Genomic DNA, 22294 nt, shown 5'->3' on the forward strand with positions numbered 1-22294 from the left:
CGAGAGGCACGCCTGAAGCTTTAAGCAGGCGGAAGAACAACTGCTCCCCACATCAATTCTACAAATGACCAACGCGCAAAGGTCCAACAGATGACACCGTCTTCGATCGCCAATCCCGACCTCGCTACCGTGTTCGACAACAAGCCGCGCTGGAACCTACCCGATCACCGCCGCGCCGGCTTCCACAATCTCCACACCACGACACGTTATGCCTTTTCCGTCCGCGCACCGCGCGTCCTGCTACTCCGAAAGGAGATCGACTGGAAGATCGGCGGGCAGCCCGAGGTCGCACGCTATCTCGCCATGCCACATTTCTCCGCCTTCGTGGTGGTGCGCGACGATCGAATACTCTACGAAGCCTATGCTCCAGACTTCGGGTCCGATAGGCCACATGCCATAATGTCTATCACGAAGACGACGCTGAACCTGATGCTCGGTCGTGCCGTGGCTGACGGTCTAGTCAACCTCGATGCGCAAGTAAGCACCTATCTGCCGGAGATCGGTACTGGCTATGCCACGGCGACCGTGAGGGCGGTCGCCGACATGGACGTCGCAAACGACTTCACCGAGGATTACAGCGACCCCAATGCGGCAATTTACGACGGGGAGCCCGCCTGGGGCTATCGCCTGCCAATGGATGGCCAAAAGGAAGGGACAACCCGCTCCTTCATATGCAGCATCACCGGCGGGGACCTGGCAAATCGCACCGGAGAAGCGCTGTATAAGTCGACCAACACCGATGTGCTCGGCTGGATTATTGAGCGTGCCACCGGTCGAGGCTTGCGAGACTGGCTGATTGAGATCGTCGAGGCAGCAGGCATTGAAGGATGCTTTCATATCACATGTGACCGCGAGGGCGTGCCGCTGGTGTGCGGAGGTGCCTGCCTCACCGCCCGCGATCTCGCGCGCTACGGGCTGCTGTTTGCGCGCAAGGGCGAGGGTGTCGATGGCCGCCAGGTCGGTGATGCCGCCTTCATCGAAGAGACACGGCGCAATCCCGGGCTTCGGCTGGGGAAACCGCGTGAGTGGATGCGCTATAGCCGGCACACCAATACCGATGGGGCGTTTCTCGGTCACGGCGGGTACGGTGGTCAGTACATGCTCGCAAGTCCCGATACCCGCACCGTCGTTGTCTACTTCGGTGTGCTAGAGAACAACAGTGCCTCCGACGTTGATTTCAACGCTCCACTCGTGAAGATGATGGCCAACCTCGCCGCACAACTATGAACCGTTGTTGGAAGCTACTAAGTCCTCGCTACAATCTCGACGACGACGCTCATGCAGTCGGATATAGTTTCGTTCGCGCGCGGCCCGAGCACTGGCCGGCGTGATAGTGGTTGTCTCTCGAGCGCTTGCCGTTTTCACTTTCGCGTTAACTCACAGCAAGCGCTTTCTTCAGCGCCTGGCAACTGGTTAGGCGCGTCCGGCCGACCGCCTCACCGACCTTCGGCCCACGAGAAAATGGTGGCTGCCGCGATTCCTGGAGACGCTTGGATAGCAGACCCTCGAGCGCAAAGGTCTTCATCAGCCCCGGAAGCCCGAGTCCGTGCCTTCCTCCTCGACAATCAATCGCTCGTGGATCCTGCCTTCGCCACGATCAGTCGAGCGGCGGTGCCCAGCGGCGCCGGGCCCGATCCAGTAGCTCGACCGCGTTAGCCGCGCTTTCGTGTAGGTGTGGCCTCACGCAAAATTGCATGATCACGCGCCCACTGGCGTCATAACCTCATAACCGACATCGTTCGTGTTCGTTTTCGAGATGTCTGCCGCGATGCGGTGCTGTGGTTTGGCTTATCTTGCCGTGCCCTATCCTGTCATCCGGGCCGCTGCCAGATCAGGCCCTCCCGAAAAGTGAATGTCCGCTCTGCCGGCGAGGTGGCTCGCCCTACACTGCGCGAGCGCTTCTTCACGCACAGGCTGCGCTTCAAGACCTATGTCGAGCTGAACGCCTGCTGCAGGACAAGTGGGTCGCCTATGCCAAAGGCGGACCCTCACATCGAGCAACTGGAACCAACGATCTGGATGTGTTCGTGGAAGAGCGCGGCAACTGGTCCAGTATCGCGGCCCCGACGGATTCCACACGGTGCCAGCCTCGGTGTCAAAGACCTGCACGGTTCGCTTCGATGCCAACGGATACTCGGTCGTGTCTGCTCATCCGCCGTCATCATTAACATCCTAGCGCGGCGGCGCGACCCGGCGCCGGCCGTCACCATCCTCACCCCGGACGCTCTTCGCCTGCAACACGAGCCGCTCGCCGACTGCGTCCGTTACGACAGCCTCAGGATTGCAAGCTGATGGAACGCACCCAGGTTCTGGATCTGATGGGAACCCTGAAGCTTAAGGGGTGCGGCGCCTATGACAAGGTCATGGCGACAGGCATCAAGCGCCAGCACGAGCCGCCGCCGAGGGTCGTCGGCGATCTGCTGTCGGCCGAGATCGCCGAGAAGCAGGCCCGCTCCATCAAATACCAGCTCACTGTCGCCAAGCTGCCGATCGCCAAGGACATCGATGAGTACGCCGGTCAACGAAGTGCTGGTCCGGGACGTTCCCAACCGCACCTTCGTCGCCGACCAGCGCAACGCCGTGCTCATCGGCGACACGGGAACCGGCAAGTCGCATCTGGCAATCGCCATTGCCCGCGCCCTGATCCGCAACGGCTCACGTGGCCGCTTCTTCAACGTCGTCTCGTCAACGGCTCGAGACCGAGCACCGCGGTGGCAAGCAGGGCCGTATCGCCGACTACCTCACCCGGCTCGACGCCGTCGTGCTTGATGAACTCGGCCATCTCCCGCGCGCAGGCCGGCGGGCAATTGCTCTTCCACCTGATCAGCAGGCTCTATGAACGGACCTCGATCATCGGCACCACGAACTAGGCGTTCGGCGATTGGCCCGCCGTCTTCGGCGGGCGCCAACATGACGACAGCGCTGCTCGACCGTCTCACCCATCCTTGCGAGATCATCGAGCCCGGAAACGAATCCTGGCGCTTCAAGAACCGCGCCTGATCAAGCTGCCAAAGCGCCATCCGCGCTCGCGCGGGCTGCGCAACTGACCTGCTCCGCCCGGGCGAACGCTGACCGGCGCGCATTACATAAGCGGGGTAGAATTGGACGCCGGTCGGCGGTCAGTTTTGGAAGCCGTTTCACTCTTAGGACCTTGTCGGTGAGCACGGTGTGGATCTCGTAGGGAACGGCCGCGATCAGGCGCAGCAGGAAGTCTCTTGAGACGGCGGTGGTGGCCTCTCGTGCAGTTCCACGGCAGGCGGCTGATGCCGTGGCGCTGCAGGCAGCGATGCAGTGACGAACGCGTCAGGTGCGGGATCCTCGGTTGTAGGGCATAGAGGCAGTCATCGAGCGGTAACAGAGTGTGGCGCCGGGAGGCGACGATGATGGCGTCCTCCTCAAGAGAGAGCACCGTCGATCCAGGTTCTCTGACCGGTCGGCAGATCGGCGACCGAGGTCAGTTTCCGCCATTTGGCAACCGTCTTCTGGTTGCACCCCGTCGCATTTCGCCATCGCTCTCAGGCTCTATGCTGTATCGCTCGACGGACCGCCCTCTGTCGTCGTGGCGCTCCCATGAAGAACCTGGCCCATAGCGCATCCCTTGATTCGGAGGACAAGGACGCCCCATCAAAATCCGGGCTCAAACTCTAGCCCGCGCAAATACGCCGCCCAGAGATCGAGCCGTCGCAACCGTTGCGAAGCACTCGAGTGTCACCTCGCGGAAACGGCCGCCGGCGAACTATTCATTGAAGACATCAAGGCCCGACGCTTTCGACCAGGATTGGCCTCGTCGCATACTGGTTCAGCAGCTGCAACAAAAGCTCCAAAATATTTTGCAAAACTTTGGCAAGTGAAATTCGCTGACGGTGCTATATTCCGAAGTCAGAGGTCAGATCCTGATGAAGATATTTCGGCTTCCGGCTAACTGAATAATGTTGGAGTAATACAAGTGGCCACAAGAGCTCTTCTGTTAATTGAAGGTGCAAGTAATACAGTGCGTTACGTTAGGGCGGCAAAGCATATGGACCTTAAGACGATTGTCATGTCTTCTGATCCATCCCGATACGAATACGTTTCCGCAGAGAACATTGAGGCAGTTCGTGTCGATACAAACAGTCTCGATGCGCTGATCCGCGAATGTTCTGGGCTGCGGGCCACCTATGACATTGCTGGAATTACGTCGGCTACGGAGTTGACCTATGCGACAGTTGGCAAGCTTTGCAGGCATTTCGATCTGCCGGGGCCGAACCCTACGTCTATTCAACGATGCTGCAACAAGTTCATTCAACGTCAGCTCCTCGCGGAGGCGGGCGTTGCAATACCAGCTTATCGCTTGGCAGCTAACGCCACGGACGTAGAACGCTCCGCCGCGGAGATCGGTCTTCCGGTTGTTGTCAAGCCTGCCGTGGGGATTGGCAGCATCGGTGTTCGATTGTGCCGCAACGCCGGTGAATTGCACGACCATACGAGCTATCTGTTGGGCGGGAAGCACATATGGCGGTCTTCACCAAGCATACTGGTCGAAGAATTTGCGCAAGGCCCCCATTATTGGGCCGAGACAATGGGACATGAGGTCCTTGGAATCGGCACCGCCGAGTTCGGCCCCCCACCATATTTCGTCTATCACCAGTGGACCTTTCCGGCGCCGCTGTCGGATGCTGAGCATCAGCATATCTCTGATGTTTCGCTGAGTTGTTTGCGGGCTCTCGGCCTTGGTTGGGGGCCGACGAACATTGAATTTAGATGGACGAAGCGCGGCCCAGTCGTCATTGAAGTTAACCCGCGTCTTGGCGGCGCGCCTGGACCTGAGGTGGTTCAGGCGGCTTGCGGTGTCGATCTCGTCACAGAGCACATCAAGCTTGTCATTGGCGACGAATGGAACTTGTGCAGAAGTCATTCGCAGACTGGGGCCGCGCGGTTCCTCGTTGCGGACCGCGATGGCGTCCTTGATTGCATCGATGGTATCGGCCGGGCAGCTACGATACCGGGTGTCGTCGAAGTCAAGTTGAATGTTGAACCAAAAACACCCATCGTTAGAAAAGGCGATTGTCGGGACTGGATTGGATATATCGTCGCCGTTTCAGCCAATTGCGCCGCAACCGAAGCGATACTTCAGCGTGCTGTCGATCTAATCAGTTGGTCGATCGCATCATTTCCGGCGGGTGGCGAACATGAACAAATTTCTGCCTCTCCACCTACCGCACCGCCGCAGGCTGGCCGGAAAGAACGAGACCGACCATGATTCGCTATTTTGGTGTGGAATGTCTTGAGGGACGAAGAATTCCCCCTCAACCCGGAGCTTCAAGAAAAAAGTCGATTGGAGCAGTTCTGCCCCGCGTGATGTTGCATCGGAGTGTCGTCAGCAGGTCGAGGCCCTCCCCGGAGCGAGCACCGGCTGCGGGAATGAGCGTTTGCTCGCCTCGTTTAGCGAATTCCTTGTAAATAGTTGTCTGGAAATAACGTTAAGCTTGAGGCGTTCATTTCAAGTGGAATCGAAGCGGAGTATTTTTAGATGGAACAAGTAACGACAGATGCAGCATTGCTGAGTGCTGTAAAAATTTCTCTTGAGCCCTCTTATCGGATAATTTGCTTCCCTCACGGGGGGGGGAGCACCCAGTCGTTCCGTAGTTGGTCCGAATATCTACCCCACGACGTTGATCTTATTTGCCTGGATCTTCCGGGGCGCGGCAAACGATCAGCGGAGACGTCCATCCGCAGGATGGACGTACTCGTACCAATGATCATTGAGGCGCTTCGCGAGTATAGCGACAGGCCTTTTGTTTTCTTTGGTCACAGCGTAGGAGCTCTCGTGGCCTACGAGATCGCCCGCTCGCTGGAGAAGGCCGACCTGCCATCTCCCTTCCATGTTGTCGTGTCTGCTCACCCGTCGGCGGATGTGCCGGCCGATGAGCCGCCCATGTATATATACACGGACGACAAATTAACCGAGGTGGTCCGGAGCCTCGGTTTAGTCCCCACGGAAGCGCTGGCAAATGAGGAACTCCTACAAAACTTCATCTTGCCGCCAATGCGGGCCGACTTCGAACTTGCGGAGACCTACGACCGAAACTTGCCAACGCCTCTCGTGGCGGCAATCACCGCTATGGGGGGCGTTCAAGACGAAACGGTCAGTGCCAATGACGTAGAAGAATGGCGTCGGCTTACGACGTCGCGCTTTACCCGGATTATGTTTGAAGGCGATCACTTTTACACCCATTCCGCGACGGCGGAAGTAGTGTCTGCCCTCCTGCGTGAAGTTGAAGAAGTAAAGGCACAACTCCCACCCTCCATTCAAATTGGCGAGGCCCTACCTTATCCCGAACTACCACTACATGACCAATTCCGCAAACAAGCGTCCCTCCATCCGAATGCCCCGGCCGTGGTCTGGGAGACTCGGACGTTGACGTACCGTGAGCTCGACGACCTGAGCGAGATTGTATCTAAACACCTCCTCGGACATGGTCAGAGCCGAGGTTCGCGTGTCGGTATCCTAATGGATACTTCACCTGAATACGCCGTCGCGCTGTTCGGCATTCTTAAGACGGGGGCGGCCTACGTCGTTCTTGACAAAGCTCAGCCTGTTGCCGCGCTGGAGCGGATGCTTGAGAAGGCATCTGTTGAAATCGTCGTCACGAACAACCGTTTCGCAGCTAGCCTTCCGCCTGACTGGTCTGGCCTCACGCTGTCGCTCGATGACGGTTGGGAAGCAAAACTCGACAACGCCAGTCCGGCCAACCCCCAATCAGTGGAGATCGATGCGCCGGCCCAGGTTGTATTTTCGTCCGGAACGACTGGCGAACCGAAGGGGATCGTCTGCCCCCATCGAACCAATGTATGCTCTTACCAGTGGTACTATCACGCGCTGCCATACGCGCCTGATGAGCGCGAGGCGGTCAATCTCTTCTTGGTCTGGGAGATAATGCGGCCCATCCTCGCCGGGATGCCAGCCTATTTAATCCCGGACGACGTTATCTACGATCCACAACGGTTGGTCGAATACCTTGAACGAAATCGAATTTCAAGAGCATTATTTACCCCTTCTCTGCTCGATGTGCTTCTCAGCAGCGGCTTCCTCGACGCTTCCTCCGACCTTCCTGATCTCCGATTGATCTACCTGTCAGGCGAGATAGTAACAGCAGCATTGCTTGCGCGCGTGAAGCACGCGCTGCCAAATGTCAAAATTATCAATAGTTACGGCATAGCAGAGACGCATGAAGTCGCGCATACTGAATTGAGTGAGATCGATCTCGCGACAGTACAAAAAATAGTACCGGTCGGCCCACCTCAGTACAATGTCAGCGTGTATGTCCTCGGGGAGCGGCGCGACCCCGTACCGCTGGGCTTCCTAGGTGAGATCTTCGTCGGCGGCGATGGGGTCGGTCATGGCTATCTCAACAGCCCCGAGTTGACACGGGAAAGGTTCCTTCCCGACCCGTTCCGGGCTGACGGCACAATGTTCCGCACTGGCGATCTTGGCCGCATGCTGCCCGGCGGCCAGTTGGAGATTGTTGGGCGCTGCGCTTTCATGGTGAAGATCCGGGGTTACAGCATCGTCCCCGGATCTGTGGAAGCTGCTTTGCTTGGGTACTCCGGGGTCCGGTCCGCCGCCGTGTTGCCGGAACTCGATCCGACGACCGGCCAGCCTGATCGATTGATAGCCTATGTAGTCTTGCGGAACGGGTGCAAGGGCTGGGAGGCTCCCTTGCGCGCGCATTTGAGATCGGAGCTGCCGCACTACGCGATCCCATCAGAGTTCGTACCTGTGACGGAATTGCCTATTGCTCCAAACGGAAAACTTGACCGATCGCGGCTACCCGACCTCGCGAGAGAGGCGTCCGCTCCAGTGACCGGTGCCGACGAGGTCGAATCGGCCCTTCGCGCAGCTTGGCATGACCTTCTCAAGGCTGAAGTTGCTGATCCAGGCGACAACTTTTTTGAGTGCGGCGGACACTCCCTTCTGGCTGCCCGTCTCAGCACGCAGCTTCGTGGGAGCCTGAAGGTGGATCTCCGCGTAGTGGAGATCTTCCTCAATCCGACCTTTGAAGAGCTCGCCGACCTTCTTCGCCAACGCCGCGGCGAGCAGGAACGTCCCCAAATCCCGAAGCTGCCCAAATTACCGCCAGTCTCACGGGGCAGGGAGCATACTAGTGCGTTCGACGGCCGACGCGGCCCCGGGATGGACATTGCCGTAATTGGTATGGCAGCGCGTTTCCCCGGCGCGGAGACTGTTGATGCGCTCTGGGAAAACCTTTGCCAAGGGATCTGCTCGATCACCCAGCTCTCCGCGCAGGAACTCAAGGTCCGGGGTATACCGGAGTTTGTCCTAAAGCGTACCGATTACGTGCGTGTGGGTGCACATCTGAACGATGTGGACCTTTTCGATCCGGATTTCTGGAACCTCTCAAGGCGTGAGGCAACGCTGATGGACCCGCAGCATCGGCTGTTTCTTGAATGCTGCTGGAAGGCACTCGAGTCGGCCGGGTATGCGCCCACCCAGCATGAGGGGCGGACGGGGGTGTTTGCAGGTTCGTCCTTCCCGTTTTATTTACTACACCATTTGAAAGGAGGCGGCCTCATCGATCCCACTAACGCTCCGCTCGCTTTCCTGACCGATCTCGGCAACGACAAGGATTATCTTGCCACGCGGGTGTCTTACATGCTGAACCTCAACGGTCCAAGTATGGCGGTGCAAACCTCATGCTCAACTGGATTAGTGACGATAGCGGTCGCCGCTCAGTCGCTCGCGGCCGGCTATTGCGACATGGCACTAGCAGGCGGGGCGAGCATCACGTTCCCTCAAGCGGGGTATCAGTACGTCAAGGATTTCATTAACTCTTCGGATGGTGTGTGCCGAGCCTTTGATGCCGATGCGAGTGGCACGGTGCTCGGAGATGGGGTAGGGGTCGTCGTCCTCAAGCGGCTCGAAGATGCGCTTGCCGCGAACGACCCGATCCACGCAGTGATTAAAGGATGTGCCATTAACAACGATGGCCGCCGCGCCAAATCGTCCTTCTCGGCGCCAAGCGCGCGAGGCCAGGCAGATGTTGTTCGCCAAGCACTTGCCTCCGCGGCACTCGGCGCCGAAGACGTGGAATACATCGAAACTCATGGCACCGGCACCAAGGTCGGCGACCCGATCGAGGTCCGAGCTTTAGCAGAGGCTTTCGCGGGGCAACAGGAAACGGGCAACGTCTGTGCAATCGGGTCAATCAAACCGAACATCGGCCATGCCAACTTCGCTGCTGGGGTCGCGAGCTTTATCAAGACAGTTCTCACCGTTCAGCATGGCGTAATCCCTGCGACCATAAACATCAACCGGCTGAACGAAGATCTGGGTCTGGAAGACACGCACTTCTTCGTCAATGAGCAGCTCAGACCTTGGCCCCGTCCGCATGGACGCCTTCGAACTGCCGGAGTCACTGCCCTCGGTATCGGCGGAACCAACTGCCATGTCGTCTTGCAGGAATGGAACAGCGATAACGCAAGGGCTTGGCCCGGATCGGTCGAGAGCGGATCTCACGCTCTTTGCCTATCTGCAAAGACCCACACGGCCCTAAGCCGGGCCTGCCGGAATCTAGCCGCGTTCCTGCGGCGCAACCGCCATATCGACCTCGGTGACGTCGCCCACACGCTACGCGTGGCGAGATGCCACTTCGATTATCGAACCGTCGTTGTGGCGCGCAACTTGGATATGGCCATCGCGAACTTGGAAGAAGAGTCGGATCGTGCTGCTGATCGGACCCTTTCCTCGCCGTCAATTGGATTCATGCTGCCGGGTTGCGGAGTGCAGCACCAGGGAATGTTCAAGGACCTTTTTGATCATGTGCCGGACTTTCGCAAGGCTTTCCTGGCTTGTGCCGCCGCTAGTCGCACGGTTCTCGATCGTGACCTGGAGACAGTCCTGTTTGGGGAAGATGACGCATACGCGACCGCTTCCTTCGAAGAAATCGGCGTCATGAATTTCTCCGTGCAATACGCCATGGCCCGTTTGCTGGAGCTCTGTGGAGTGCGTCCCGATTATCTTGTCGAACATAGTATGAGCGACTATATCGTGGCCACTCTGGCGGGCATTCTGAAAATGGAAGATGCTATCGGGCTGACAGTCGTTCGTAGCCGCGCGATGGCGAATCTTGGTGTTGACGGTGCTATGCTTGCAGCCAAGTGCGGCCCGGATGAGGCTGCGCTTATCCTCACCGAGGACGCTTGGCGTAGTCGAGCTGCAGCTGGCGAAATCAGCATCGGCGTCGTGAATTCAAAAACCGGCGTGGTGTTCACCGGCAAGCGGGAACTTCTGGAAAATCTTCAGGAGGGGCTCAAAAAATCCGAGATTCCCAACCGAGTCCTTAATTCAGCTGGCGTTCCCGGCCATTCTCCGCTGATGAAACCAGCGGCTGATATCATTGACGTGCAAGTTCGCATCCTTGAAAACCGGCTACCGGATCTGGCCATCGCACTGAATTCAGGAGCTCTTCATGGCGCCAAAGTGCCCATCCCGGACACCAACTGGAGCAGGCAAGCAACTGAGATTGTCCGATTCGATCTCGCTCTCGAAGCCGTCGTAGCGGCCGGTGTAACTGCTGTCATTGACCTTGGCCCTTCGCGCAATCTGGCACGTTTCGCGCTCGGAACGATCAACCGGGGGGATGGTAAGGCCAGAATGCCAGCGATATTCCCAGCCGCTCGCGACGGCAACGACCAAGAGTCCACTGACCGCCATGTCCTTCTCGAGTGCCTTGGGTCTCTCTGGGCCGCAGGTGTTGCGGTGGATTGGAAGCGAGCCAGTGATCAATTGGAACCGTTAGGTATCCGCCGGCGCCTTCCCCTTCCCACATACTCATTTGACGGTCACCGTTGCTGGCCGGACGATCAGGCTGCGAGCCCGACTGTTCCGCGGCAGCCCAGGGGGCGAGACCGGCACAGGGGGGAAGTGTTCACCTATGCGCAGACTTGGACAGAGAAAATGCTTCCCCGCGCGGTTGCTGGTCTCCGAACTACAAAGGCGCTACGTTGGCTGGTGTTCGCCGATCGGCCGTCTGGTGAGGCGCACCGAATAGGAGACGAGCTTGCAAACAGCATCACACGGCAGTTGGAGGATGCGGGCCATGAAGTTGTCCGTGTTTGCCGACGGGCCAAACCCTCCAATTCATTCTTGAAAATCAAGGGATCTACAATCTTTATTGATCCCACTCGAGAAGGCCTGAAGGCGCTCTTCGATGCCGAGCTCACTTCGGAGCGCCCCGCTGAGCGCATTCTCTGCCTCTGGCCCCTGACCGGCACAGCGGACGCGTGCGCCGATCCAGGCACGCTGCAGACCCATCTTTTACGCGGCTACGAGGCCATACTTGATTTGGCACGAGTTCTTTCCACACTGGCGCTCCAGACTCCAGTTGATCTGTCTATCATTGGCGACCGGATGGTTCAGGTTGGCGAGGAACCTGTAGATCCAGAAAAAGCGTGCATCTTCGGTCCCGCCATCGTGCTACCTCAGGAAAACCCGATGATCGACTGCCGGGTTGTTGATCTGAACATCGACGACCCGAATAGCGGCTATCAGCTTGGTGCTGAAGTTGGGCGCGATGTGCCTGGTCCCGATGCCATCGTGGCGCTCCGAGGAAACCGACGGTGGGTGCCGCATTTTCCCGAGATGGCCCTCGAACCACAGGTTTCCGTATCGGAAATCCTGCGGCCAGAAGGCATCTATCTGGTCACAGGAGCTCTTGGGCGGATCGGCCTGTCTTTGACGGAACATCTCGTCAGCCTTGGGGCGACGGTCGTCGCAATAACCCGACTTGCCGTACCCGACCATTTGAGTTCAGGGCGCGTGGATCTCGATGACGAGGGCTGGACGCGCCGACTGGCCGCACTTGACAGCGCAAAAGGTCGAGTGATGCTTCGCGAGGCCGACGTATCGGACTTCGACAGCCTGTCGGCCGCACTCGACACAACCGTTCGGGAATTCGGGCGGGTGGACGGCATCTTTCACGCCGCCGGACTGGCCGATCTGAAGTTACTTTCAGAGATGAAGGATACGACCTCTGCCAGTGAGTTCGCTTCCAAAATTGTGGCGACACGCAACCTTTACGGTGCGATTCGGCGGATGCAGATCACCCACTTGCAGTCACCGGAGTTCGTATTCTTTTTCTCGTCCGTTGCGTCAATCCTCGGCGGACCAGCGATGGCCGCTCCTGCGGCGGCCAACAGGTTCATGGACGCCTTTGCACGCCAAGTGCAGGGCAAACTCGGTGTCCGGTGGATCAATTCCAACTGGGATGACAAAGATTACTCCTACTATGAGCAAGTGATTGGCTCCGACCGGACACGTCGGGCGAACGATTTGGCGCTCCGTTCAGACGAGGGGATCGATGTTATCAAAAGCATACTGGCAACCGTTGACAACGGTCAGGTTATTGTTGCGGCGCGGCCCTTCCTTCGACCCCTAAGCCAGATCGACCGGGTTCGGACAATCACACCAGACGAGCGAACGGACGAACAGAAAATATCTCCGCCTGAAGAAGGCGAAACGAGCAAGGACAAGTTGTTGGACAGGGGCGATCCGAGAACCATATTCCTGAATGAGGTCAGCACTCTTTTCGGTGACACCGAAATAGGGCTGGACGACAACTTTTTCGATGTTGGCGGAGACAGCCTTCTGGCCGCAGAACTTCAAGCTCATTTAGGGAAAAGCGACCGCTGGAGGTCGCCGAAATTGGATGAGATAATTGAGACAGCAACGTTCGGTCAGCTGTATGAGCAAATATGCAGCCGTAACCACACGCCGGAATAATCGCAGCAGAAGAGCGGGAGCATAATACGCTTCCCAACCTAGCCGGCCCGGGCGGGTCTGCAACGGACGCCACATCACTGGCGATTTCCAGCGGTCGCAGAAAGGGTCCCGGCGATCAAATCTCGCAATGCTAGGGAGCAGCGTACGAGAAATCGTGAAGACGTAAACGCCCAGTCGTGACCTCGGCGGGCGCGGATGATGTGTGGGCCAAGCTTTGGAGCCAAAGCGGTGCGGCAAGGATTATCGCCCGAACACTCCGAGGTAAACTAGGATTTCCGCCGATGCCTATCGTAAAGAGGCAATCTGGTGCTCCGACCTGGCCAGACGGAATTGTTGGCTCTTTGGCCCATCACAGTACAGTAGTCGCCGCCGCTAGTGCAGAGAATAAATCCATCACGGCGCTGGGTATCGACATTGAGCCTGACGAACCTCTTCCAGACGGTTTGGTTGACTTGATCTCAACGTCCAGAGAGAAAGATATCTACGACTTATGTCTGCTCCGACGGCGAGACCTGTTCGTTCTTAAGGAGGCCGTCTATAAGCCCTGTTGCCCACTACGCAAGGAAATACTCGAATTTCAGGATGTAAAAAACATCGCCGCCAAGACGGCAGACGTCAAAAAGGTCGATTGTACTTTTGCCATTGACCTCTACAATTCTGAAGACATTGTCGGTTTGGCCTATAAGAAAAGTATCTGACCAAAGATCCGTTTGGATGACAGTTCAGTGACGGTCAATTAGACCAGGATGGAGCCACCGTGCCTACCGCTCGGCGCCATGACCGTTGAGGCCTTCTTTCGTGCTATAGTCGGTTGATGCAGTTGGTACCGGATGCCTCGCCCTCGCCCTCGCCCTCGCCCTCCGGCCAAAACGGCGGGGCGAAGCGCGACTCAACCGCCGCGGTGAAAAAGGCACTTGGCATACGTCGACCGTCGGCATATAACTTGCGTATGCCGAGCGCGGGATGGGTCGTCGTGATGAGCGTTGTCATAGCGGCGATCGGAACCGGCGATGCGTCATGGCTTTCGTCGCGTCTGAGGCTCTGAGCGACCGCTCGGTGGCGTGTGGTGAAGCAGCTCCCGGCGTCGTCAGGAAAGCCGGTGAAGTGGTTCCAGCGCCTGAGCGCGTAGCCGATAGGCTGCCGACGAACACCGAGCGCGACAAGCGTGAACGTCGGCGGTTTCCATCTTACGTTCCTGCCAAACGGTTTCAGCCTTGACGGTCGATTTCGAACAGCGCATCCATTAAATCAAGCATTATCTAAATCATTACCGCGAACGATAAGTTGTTGTCGTGCCCAATTGCGTACCATGTGCAAGTGTAGCTCTAATTGTGAGCGCAGAACGGAAGCTGTCCAGACGGACCGATTTGTTACGCCGCCTGCGTTCAGCCCAAAGAGGAATGTAACAACCCACCGCAGTGCAGTCTCGAACACCTCCGGTGGCCACTCTTCACTCTCTGGCCAAGCCACCCGGATGACTCGGTCATACATTTCCTTTCTCTCGCGATGCAGCGCGCTATCGAGCTTACGGTATTCGGGATCGGATGCTATCACTCCCCAAAAATTCACCCATATTACACTATCCTCGGATCGAGATTTAGACGCTGGTATGGCCGCGTCAAGCAGGACGACAAGATCGGTTTCTCCTTTTTCCAGCAGATGTGCGATTTTGCGTTCCATGTTAAGAAAAGGGCTGCGCAAGGCAGCTGCGATGATGTCCGCCTTGCCTTCGAAGTAATGGGTAATCATTCCCGTCGTTACCCCGGCCGCGTTGGCGATATCAACCATCGTAACAGCGGAAATGCCCTTCCCCGCTATGGCCTTACCCGCTGCCCTAGCGATGCGTAGTCGGGTCAGCTCGACATCAATAATTTTTGGCATAGCGTTCCAGCTGGTTTCCAATCGGAGCTGCAAATTTCAATCTAGACCGGTACGAAACGTAAGTCGTCCGGCTTGTCCTCTCGCGCTTCGGCATCGGCCGAACGCCATGAAGCTGGATGACGTACTTTGAGCTATTCATTGCCAATCCCGAACAATTTGATCTACGGACGGTCTCCTTTGCTTGATATCTGCAACGACATCATTCTGGCGCAGCATCCCGCGCGGGGAACGCAGAAATTACTAGATGTTGTCCCCTGGAACTCAGGAAATTAGGATAGCATTACCACCACCACCAACTTTCGATCGCAAAGAGTCTATGAATTTTATTGAAGGATATGTTGCAACGCTCGTCCGAGACGCCACGTGATCGCCCACGGGGATAGCGTGCTGCTTGGCCGGGAGGATCCGAGGGCTTAGTCGGCTGACAGTACCGCGTGAGCGGGCGGCGCCAAGCGGCTTGTTTTGGCTGGTCTGCGATCGCCTTGACGTGCAGTTGGCGGCGCCATCAACAAATTGCTCGAAGCGGGGGACCTTATTCGTTTTCTCCGACGATTCGAAGCGCGACACCGTGCTGCAGGTCGGCGACATGCTTGCGAAAAGTGTCGCCACGCCGAGGATGAAGTCGACATCCTTGGCGGGTACCAGTCGATGAGGTGGACCGCATAATGGCGGCCGGCCTTACGCGGAGAGCCGTCGCCCATCTGGGCTTCTCGGTCCCTTCCACCCGCTGCTTCTGCGGGGGGGGCGGCATTACAGCTGCCGGTCGAAATCAGCGGGCTTTAAGAGGTCCCTAACCCATGTTCATTTCCCGCGACCGTCACGGCGCACCGTCAGTCAAGCGTTTATGCTGCGCCTTTCCTAATGCCTGTGGCCACACAGACCACGCTTAATAATCAGCTCGAAGAGCACCACCTCAAAAACAGTTCGTTCAACGCGTGGGGCAAAGCCGAATACCCCACCTAACCATCTAACTGGCACGCGACTTGCACAGGACATGGTAGACGAGCGGGAGCGATTTTGTGCCAGGAACAAGGGACCGGTGATGTTGGCTCGCGACCCCTGATCTGATTGGAGCACTCGATGGTCGTTCCCTGCTGTGATCTCCCCTCCCTTACCATCCTTAGTGCCCTGGAAGCATTCGAGGCATCGGCACGCCATCTTTCGATCGAGCTTGCGGCTTCCGAGCTGAATATGCCATCGGGGGACATCACTCGGCAGATCAAAGTCATTGAGGACGAGCTTGGCGTTCCGCTGTTTGTAAGGTCAAAAACCGGCGTGGTGTTTACTAGCGTTGGACATGATCTCTATACCGCGCTGGCAAGCATTTTTTCCAAGACGTCCAACGTCCTGACGATCATCAAATGCGGCGGTCGTTCCCGCACGTCACAATTGCCTCCGCCGTTGCGTTCGCGTTGATGGCAGACTCGGCGAATATGGCGTTCTTAGCCTAATACGTTGGTCGGAGGAAGTCCTATGCACCCGCATTGGCCAAGGGGCGGCTTCGCAAGCCAGGCTGATCAGAAAGTTGTCAGGGCTGACACTGACTGGTGGGATTCCGCGAAGGTAAGCCTGTGAGGGTCAAGGACAAAGCTGACACTTTTTGCAACACATTCGACATTCCCCGAGAAGTTAGATTGCTGTAGATGGAACTAGAGTTGCCTGTGTTAACGCCTGTAGAGTAGTCGGTGGATTAACGAGATTTCAGATATAGGAGTGTTGTGCGACGGAAATCATGTCGAATTACGATTTTAAACCACTAAAAACAAAAACGTTCTACAATAACAATATCGTACATAGGAGATCTTCTATGCAAAGTTGCATCAATATCCTTATTATTGGCCATGGCGTGCTTGGCGGGGCCGTGCTCGATCTTCTCAGCCAGGTCGACAGACCCTACGATTTGCACGTCGGAGCGAAAAATGTGCAGCAAGCCTCTCTAAGGGCCAATCTGGCTAGGCAAACGGCCTTAAACCTCGGCCACCATCCCACCATTGAGGTGGTGTCCATGGATCTCATGAATATAGAGGCTACGGCTGAAAAACTAGCGGCTCTCCGGCCTGACATCATTTTTAATGCGACGACCTTGCATTCATGGTGGCTCATAACGCAACTGCCGCCCGATGCTTATCGGCAGATCGATCGAGCACGCGGCGGCGTGTGGACGCCAATGCATCTTGTTCTCGTACGGCGGCTGATGAAAGCTGTGCGAGAAGCTGGACTCAAGAGCGCGGTCATAAATGCATCTTACCCCGATGTAACAAATGCCGCCCTTGCCGCCGAGGGTCTCTCGCCGACGATTGGCATCGGTAACGTCGCGAATGCCGTACCGGCCATACGGTTAGCGGCTGCACATTGTCTGCGTTGCGAACTGAAAGCAATCGACGTGCGATTCTTTGCCCAACACTACGTCAGTTATCGTATGCCGAGGACCGGTTCCACGGACGGCGCGCCCTATCATTTAGCCATATATCGGGAGGGCCAGATAGTCAGGCCTGAGGAATTGCACCACGATGCGATCTTCGCGAACGTTGCCGGACGTTTTCGGCGGGTTGGAGGCCTTGAGGGGGAATCGGTGACCGCGTCCTCGGCGACAGTTGTTCTTCGTGCGTTTGCTGATCGCGAAGAACGTGTCGTGCATGCGCCCGGCCCATTGGGTTTAGTGGGCGGCTATCCCGTCAGGGTGGCTCCAACAGGCATTTCGATCGACCTACCTGAAGAGCTTTCACTGCAGGATGCGGTGGAGATCAACAGGGAATGCCAGAAATATGATGGTATCGAATCCGTGGAAGACGACGGCACGGTGCGCTTCACGGCAGAGACCGCAGAAGTAATGCGCCAGCTGCTCGCCTACGACTGCCACGCAATAACGCCGGACGAGTGCGAATACCGCGCGGCGGAACTAGCAGCAAAATATGCTGAATATCGTCGTCGCTTCTATTAACTGATACCCTGAGCACGGCTTTCCAACAGCGACGCGTCGGCGCGGAACGGCGCAGGTGACGATGGCAAGGCACGCGGGCAGGATGGAAAAGGTCGTGAGATGATCCGATGCGCGAACTCATCCTGTCAGCCATGTCGGGCGACCGCCAAGATGTTGGCGGCCGGATCCGCACTCCCGCAACGATCCGAGCCTTCTCCGCTGGCGTTCCGATGCGCCGCTTGCGTCGGCCGGTGATCACCTCGATCCGGGGGTGGTGACCCTCTTCACGCCTCGCCCTGACGAGTGTCTTGATGTCTGCGATCAGGGTCCTCCCACTCCATGCGCCGCGAAGCTCGCAAATCAGGCGGTAAATCTTGCCAACAGCACTCAGGTAAAAAAGGGTGCTCGTGACGCTCACAACGCATGTCCCGAAGCGCACACGGTGGCGGTATTTTCGGACATCGTTTCCAGTTTGCCTCAGAGCTCGAAAGGGGCACCTCTTGTGGGCGCTGCGTTCGGGTGCGCCGTGGCGCGGCCTTCCTCGCGCTACGCCCCGCGCATGACGTCCTACACTTCGTGCGATGGCGAAAAGCAGGTGTGTCGGGCCGGGTGATGGTCGCCATGACGGCAGCATCCCAATGCTCGACGGCAACTCCGTTCGCGCCCACCAGCAGGCTCCGACCCCAAAAAGGGTGGTGCAGATCACTATCTCGGCCGATCACGCAGCAGTTCACGACCAAGATACACGTCGTGGCCGACGCAGGGCCTCACCATCTGGTTCGGCCTGACGGCAGGCCAAGCATGACGGGCAGATCGCTCGGTCGCTCCTCGATCCCCTCGGTCCTCACCATCGTGCTGGCCCACAAGGCCCATAAAGCTGATCCCACTAACGATCTGATCCAAGATCAGGGCATTGCTCCTAATATCCCTCCCAAGAGCAATCGGGGCTAAGCCCTGCTTCACCAAGCGGCTCTCTCGCGAGCAGCTTCCGCCAACAGAGCATTGTTAAAGAGTAGTTCCAAAAAATAGCCGAATTTCAAGAATATTTCTTACAATTATCGTTTGAATTCAAAAATGCAACATTCTGTCATGTCAAAATATTAAAAATCAGCTTCAAGTATCCTCATCGCGCTGGTATGGTCCTTTCGAGAACGACGGAATTTCTGCTGCTCTCGCGGTGTCGGTGGTTTAAGTAGAAAGCGTAGATGCAGGTCGAAACCAAGTCAGGAATCGCTGACCAATCCGGCCGTGGCGGCCGAGAGGATGGACGTATGTTTCCGCTAGAGCACGGCTGCGTAGTCCTTCAGCCGCGGCCATTGTGGAACCATGAAGGCAGCGCCCGACCATTTGCCCTTAGACGGAGGAACTATTTATGAACAGCCTGGACCAGGAGGAGACAGCACCGGAGCACGGAGCACGAGAGCGCATGAAGGAATCCCATGCGTTCGATGGCAACGCCGCTCGCTTGGCCCACTTATATGACGGATGGGCGAGTGCCTTTGATCTGGATCAAGCCCGCATCGGGTACCGCGGACCGGTGATCGTGGCCGAACTGACAGGCGCCGTGCAGACGGCCTATCTGGACGGGCAGCGAAATGGTATTACAATTCTGGACGCTGGCTGCGGAACTGGGCTCGTCGGCGTGGAACTGGAACGCCTCGGCTTCCGGTCAATCGATGGGTTCGATCTATCCGAAGAAATGGCCGAGAAGGCCCGGCAAACTGGTGTTTACCGCCATGCCCAAGGTGATGTTGACCTAAACAGGCGGCTCGTTGACTACGCCACCGCGAGCTATGACCTAACCGTCTGCTGCGGTGTCCTCACCCTCGGACACGTGCGACCGGATGCGTTGCGCGAGCTGGCTCGCGTCACCCGCCCGAACGGCTTTGTTATTGCAAGCACCCGCAAGAGCTATGTGGAGACGACATCCTTTCAGGAAAAAGTGCGGCGTCTGGAGGATGAGGGCGTCCTGATACCCGCACAATGTTTTAGGGATGGCAAATACGTCGCTGAGGAGGACGCCCACTATTGGGTCTTCCAGGTGCCCGAGAAGACCAGCGCACCAGAGGAACGGAGGCTATGACCGCTGCACAAATCTTACCAATGGCAGCCAAAAAGCGACAAGTTTCTCGCGGACTGCCCGGGCGAGTTCAGGCGCCGGCAAGGCTGGCCTATGTCTCTCATCCTGCAAAACATCCTTCAACGCCGGCTATCCGCACGATCTTGTTCAATTATCAGACAACCAGAAAAGTCATCGATAATCGCGGGATCATCACACCTAATATGCCATCCCAGGCGGCATCTTTACTTGGACATTGGAGGAATGTTGGTTCATGCAGTTGAACGGCGATCAGAGGTTAGAGGCATATCGTAGGATGCTTCGCATCCGTCGCTTCGAAGAAGAGGGTATGCGCCAGTCGAAAAGTGGCAATGTACCTGGTTGGTTCCATTCGAGCGTGGGGCAGGAAGCAGCTATCGTCGGGGCATGCCTCGCCCTCCGGGACGATGACGCCATGACTGGAACGCATCGCTCGCATGGCCATCCGATCGGGAAGGGAGCGCATCTGGATGGGCTCATGGCCGAGCTGATGGGGAAGGAGGGGGGCATTTGCAGGGGCCGCGGCGGTTCGATGCACTTTGCAGACAATTCGGTCGGCATTATCAGCGAATCTGGTATCGTCGGAGGGGGTATTCCTCTTGCCACGGGATGTGCATTCAGTGCCAAAGTGCGGGACATCGATCAGGTTACGATTTGCTTCTTCGGCGATGGAGCCGTAAATCAAGGCAGCTTCCACGAAAGTCTCAACATGGCGTCGCTATGGAAGCTTCCGGTCATTTATAATTGCGAAAACAACGGCTATGCACAAACCACGTCGGTGGCGCAAAGCCACGGGCAGCCGGACATAGCGCTGCGGGCAGCGGGCTATGGCATGCCAGGGGTGAGGGTTGACGGCCAGAGTGTGGACGCCGTCTATCAAGTTGCGGCACAGGCTGTCAGGCGAGCGCGCGCGGGCGAGGGTCCTACTCTGATAGTAGCCAACACATATCGGTTCGATGAGCACGATTTCGGCTTGGTGGTCCCGGAGCCCTATCGACCGGTTGAAGAAGTCGAGGCTCATAGACGCGACCGGGATCCGATTTTATTATTTCGCACTATGCTCCTCGATGAAGGCACAAAAGAAAAGAGTCTGAGGGGAATTGAGAATGAGGTCTTACAGGCCGTGAACCGCGCTGTACAATTCGCTCTGGCCAGCCCCATGCCTGATCCAGACACCCTAGCCGATTACATGTTCAACTCATCCCTTGAAGCCGATCACGCCTTCGTTGCTGGGCTGGAGAGGAATTAATTCCAGATGGAAACTGATGCCAAGAAACTTCCTGCGTCGTCCAGCACTCATATTCAGATGACTTATTTTGAAGCGATCGTGCAGGCGCAGATGGAGGAGATGGATCGCGATGAGCGAGTCGTCCTGATAGGAGAAGAGCTCTCGGTTCACGGCTGCGCCGGACTTATTGAGCGGTTTGGCAAAAACCGGATCTGGAACACCCCGATTTCAGAAGGCGGTTTCGCTGGGCTCGGTATCGGAGCTGCCATCAACGGTTTGCGGCCGATCGTAGACCTCTCAGGTGCCAGCTTCGTCTATCTCGCCTCAGATCAAATCATCAATCAGGCATCGAAATTACGGTATATGACTGGAGGCCAGATCGACATCCCGATCGTATTTCGTTGCTGTATGTCCTCGCTGGGGTCCTACGCGGCACAGCATGCCGACCGGCCTTACCCGCTCTTTATGAATGTGCCTGGCCTCAAGATCATTAGTGCGACTAACGCCGCCGACATCAAGGGGCTGATGAAATCGGCCATTCGTGACGGCGATCCGGTAATGATCTTCGAAGACACCAGCCTGTGGCCGATCAAAGGCGACGTGCTCACAGATCCTGACCATCTTATCCCGATTGGCAAAGCAGATGTGAAGCGCGAAGGAGAAGACGTAACTCTTGTTGCTATTGCCGGTGCTATCCGGCCAGCGATGCAAGCTGTCAGCGCTCTCGCAAACGACGGCATTTCGGTCGAAGTCATCGACCCACGGACGTTGAAGCCACTTGATCATGAGACGATCAAAACGTCGGTCGCTAAGACCGGGCGACTTGTGATCGTCGAGAACGCGCATCGCGTCTGCAATGTCGGAAGTGAAATCGCCGCAGTAATAGCGGAGGACGCATTCGATCAGTTGAAGCGCCCGATCCTGCGGGTCAGCGCTCCAGATATTCACGTACCCTTCAGTCCGGCCCTCGAAAAAGATTTCTTCCCGACGAAGGATCACATCGCCGCCGCCGTATGGCAGCTGCTCTGACTCAAAGAATCCGAACCGCCGTCGTTGCCGCAAGATATTCGCTGCTTCGTCGTTTCGACGCATAGGCCTTGCCCGCGATCGGGCTATGGGACTGACTTCCTGTTCCACGCAGGGGCCGCTGGCACGTTGCTTTGGCGGGGCGCGCACCATACTTGTGTAACGTGTCCTGCGCCGCTGCCTCGGCTAGGTGGATTGTCAAATAGGCGCATCATGCTGCAATGATCACGCTATGATGCGGAAAGGCGATCCAAGTTGTGATCGAGCTGACCCGCAAAGTAATGAAGGAACGCGTTATGCCGGTTATCCATGTCGAGACATTCAAAGCAGACGACGATAAGAAAGCTGAAATTGCGGCCG

Annotated in this window: 11 protein-coding genes and 4 pseudogenes; 13 read left to right on the forward strand and 2 right to left on the reverse strand. The window is 57.2% G+C overall.

Features of this window, described 5'->3' with window-relative positions; genetic code table 11:
- Positions 1-90: 90 nt before the first annotated feature.
- From AC0L2P_RS28480 to AC0L2P_RS28490, 3 genes and pseudogenes are all read left to right on the forward strand, one after another.
- Positions 91-1227 carry a serine hydrolase domain-containing protein gene (locus AC0L2P_RS28480; RefSeq protein WP_473506098.1) on the forward strand — a complete coding sequence of 379 codons (1137 nt, stop codon included), beginning with the start codon at positions 91-93 and terminating at the stop codon, positions 1225-1227.
- 660 nt (positions 1228-1887) lie between these two features.
- Positions 1888-2292, forward strand: a pseudogene (locus tag AC0L2P_RS28485) (hypothetical protein); the annotation flags it as partial.
- A pseudogene (locus AC0L2P_RS28490) lies at positions 2292-3000 on the forward strand (ATP-binding protein). The pseudogenes AC0L2P_RS28485 and AC0L2P_RS28490, both read left to right, overlap by 1 nt.
- A 250-nt stretch (positions 3001-3250) precedes the next feature.
- On the opposite strand, the pseudogene AC0L2P_RS28495 reads toward AC0L2P_RS28490, so the two are convergent.
- Positions 3251-3588, reverse strand: a pseudogene (locus AC0L2P_RS28495) (transposase family protein); the annotation flags it as partial.
- A gap of 358 nt (positions 3589-3946) precedes the next feature.
- On the opposite strand from AC0L2P_RS28495, the gene AC0L2P_RS28500 reads away from it, so the two are divergent.
- From AC0L2P_RS28500 to AC0L2P_RS28510, 3 genes are all read left to right on the forward strand, one after another.
- A complete protein-coding gene (locus AC0L2P_RS28500) occupies positions 3947-5239 on the forward strand; it encodes an ATP-grasp domain-containing protein (RefSeq protein ID WP_473506100.1) in 1293 nt (430 codons plus the stop codon).
- Positions 5240-5509: 270 nt separating this feature from the next.
- On the forward strand, positions 5510-12781 hold the full coding sequence (locus AC0L2P_RS28505) for an SDR family NAD(P)-dependent oxidoreductase (protein WP_473506101.1): 7272 nt from the start codon (positions 5510-5512) through the stop codon (positions 12779-12781).
- Positions 12782-12981: 200 nt separating this feature from the next.
- Positions 12982-13479: a 4'-phosphopantetheinyl transferase superfamily protein gene (locus tag AC0L2P_RS28510; RefSeq protein ID WP_473506122.1), complete on the forward strand. Its 498-nt coding sequence runs from the start codon at positions 12982-12984 to the stop codon at positions 13477-13479.
- 550 nt (positions 13480-14029) lie between these two features.
- Here the strand turns inward: AC0L2P_RS28510 and AC0L2P_RS28515 are convergent.
- The gene (locus AC0L2P_RS28515; protein WP_473506103.1) at positions 14030-14683 is read right to left on the reverse strand and encodes a TetR/AcrR family transcriptional regulator; all 654 of its coding nucleotides are present in this window, start codon (positions 14681-14683) and stop codon (positions 14030-14032) included.
- A gap of 1059 nt (positions 14684-15742) precedes the next feature.
- On the opposite strand from AC0L2P_RS28515, the gene AC0L2P_RS28520 reads away from it, so the two are divergent.
- The 7 genes and pseudogenes from AC0L2P_RS28520 to AC0L2P_RS28550 all read left to right on the forward strand — a co-directional run bounded on the left by AC0L2P_RS28520 (position 15743) and on the right by AC0L2P_RS28550 (position 21937).
- Positions 15743-16078 (forward strand): LysR family transcriptional regulator, encoded by a 336-nt coding sequence (locus AC0L2P_RS28520; RefSeq protein ID WP_473506105.1) that lies wholly within the window; start codon positions 15743-15745, stop codon positions 16076-16078.
- A 316-nt stretch (positions 16079-16394) separates the two neighbouring features.
- Positions 16395-17603: a hypothetical protein gene (locus AC0L2P_RS28525; RefSeq protein WP_473506107.1), complete on the forward strand. Its 1209-nt coding sequence runs from the start codon at positions 16395-16397 to the stop codon at positions 17601-17603.
- A 476-nt stretch (positions 17604-18079) separates the two neighbouring features.
- A pseudogene (locus tag AC0L2P_RS28530) lies at positions 18080-18567 on the forward strand (transposase); the annotation flags it as partial.
- Between the two features lie 387 nt (positions 18568-18954).
- The gene (locus AC0L2P_RS28535; RefSeq protein WP_473506109.1) at positions 18955-19665 is read left to right on the forward strand and encodes a class I SAM-dependent DNA methyltransferase; all 711 of its coding nucleotides are present in this window, start codon (positions 18955-18957) and stop codon (positions 19663-19665) included.
- On the forward strand, positions 19662-19925 hold the full coding sequence (locus AC0L2P_RS28540) for a hypothetical protein (protein ID WP_473506111.1): 264 nt from the start codon (positions 19662-19664) through the stop codon (positions 19923-19925). The genes AC0L2P_RS28535 and AC0L2P_RS28540 overlap by 4 nt, the downstream gene beginning before the upstream one ends.
- Positions 19916-20929 carry a thiamine pyrophosphate-dependent dehydrogenase E1 component subunit alpha gene (locus AC0L2P_RS28545; RefSeq protein ID WP_473506112.1) on the forward strand — a complete coding sequence of 338 codons (1014 nt, stop codon included), beginning with the start codon at positions 19916-19918 and terminating at the stop codon, positions 20927-20929. The genes AC0L2P_RS28540 and AC0L2P_RS28545 overlap by 10 nt, the downstream gene beginning before the upstream one ends.
- Positions 20930-20935: 6 nt before the next feature.
- Positions 20936-21937: an alpha-ketoacid dehydrogenase subunit beta gene (locus AC0L2P_RS28550; RefSeq protein ID WP_473506114.1), complete on the forward strand. Its 1002-nt coding sequence runs from the start codon at positions 20936-20938 to the stop codon at positions 21935-21937.
- Positions 21938-22294: the final 357 nt, after the last annotated feature.

It is taken from the genome of Mesorhizobium sp. WSM4836, from assembly GCF_055811815.1.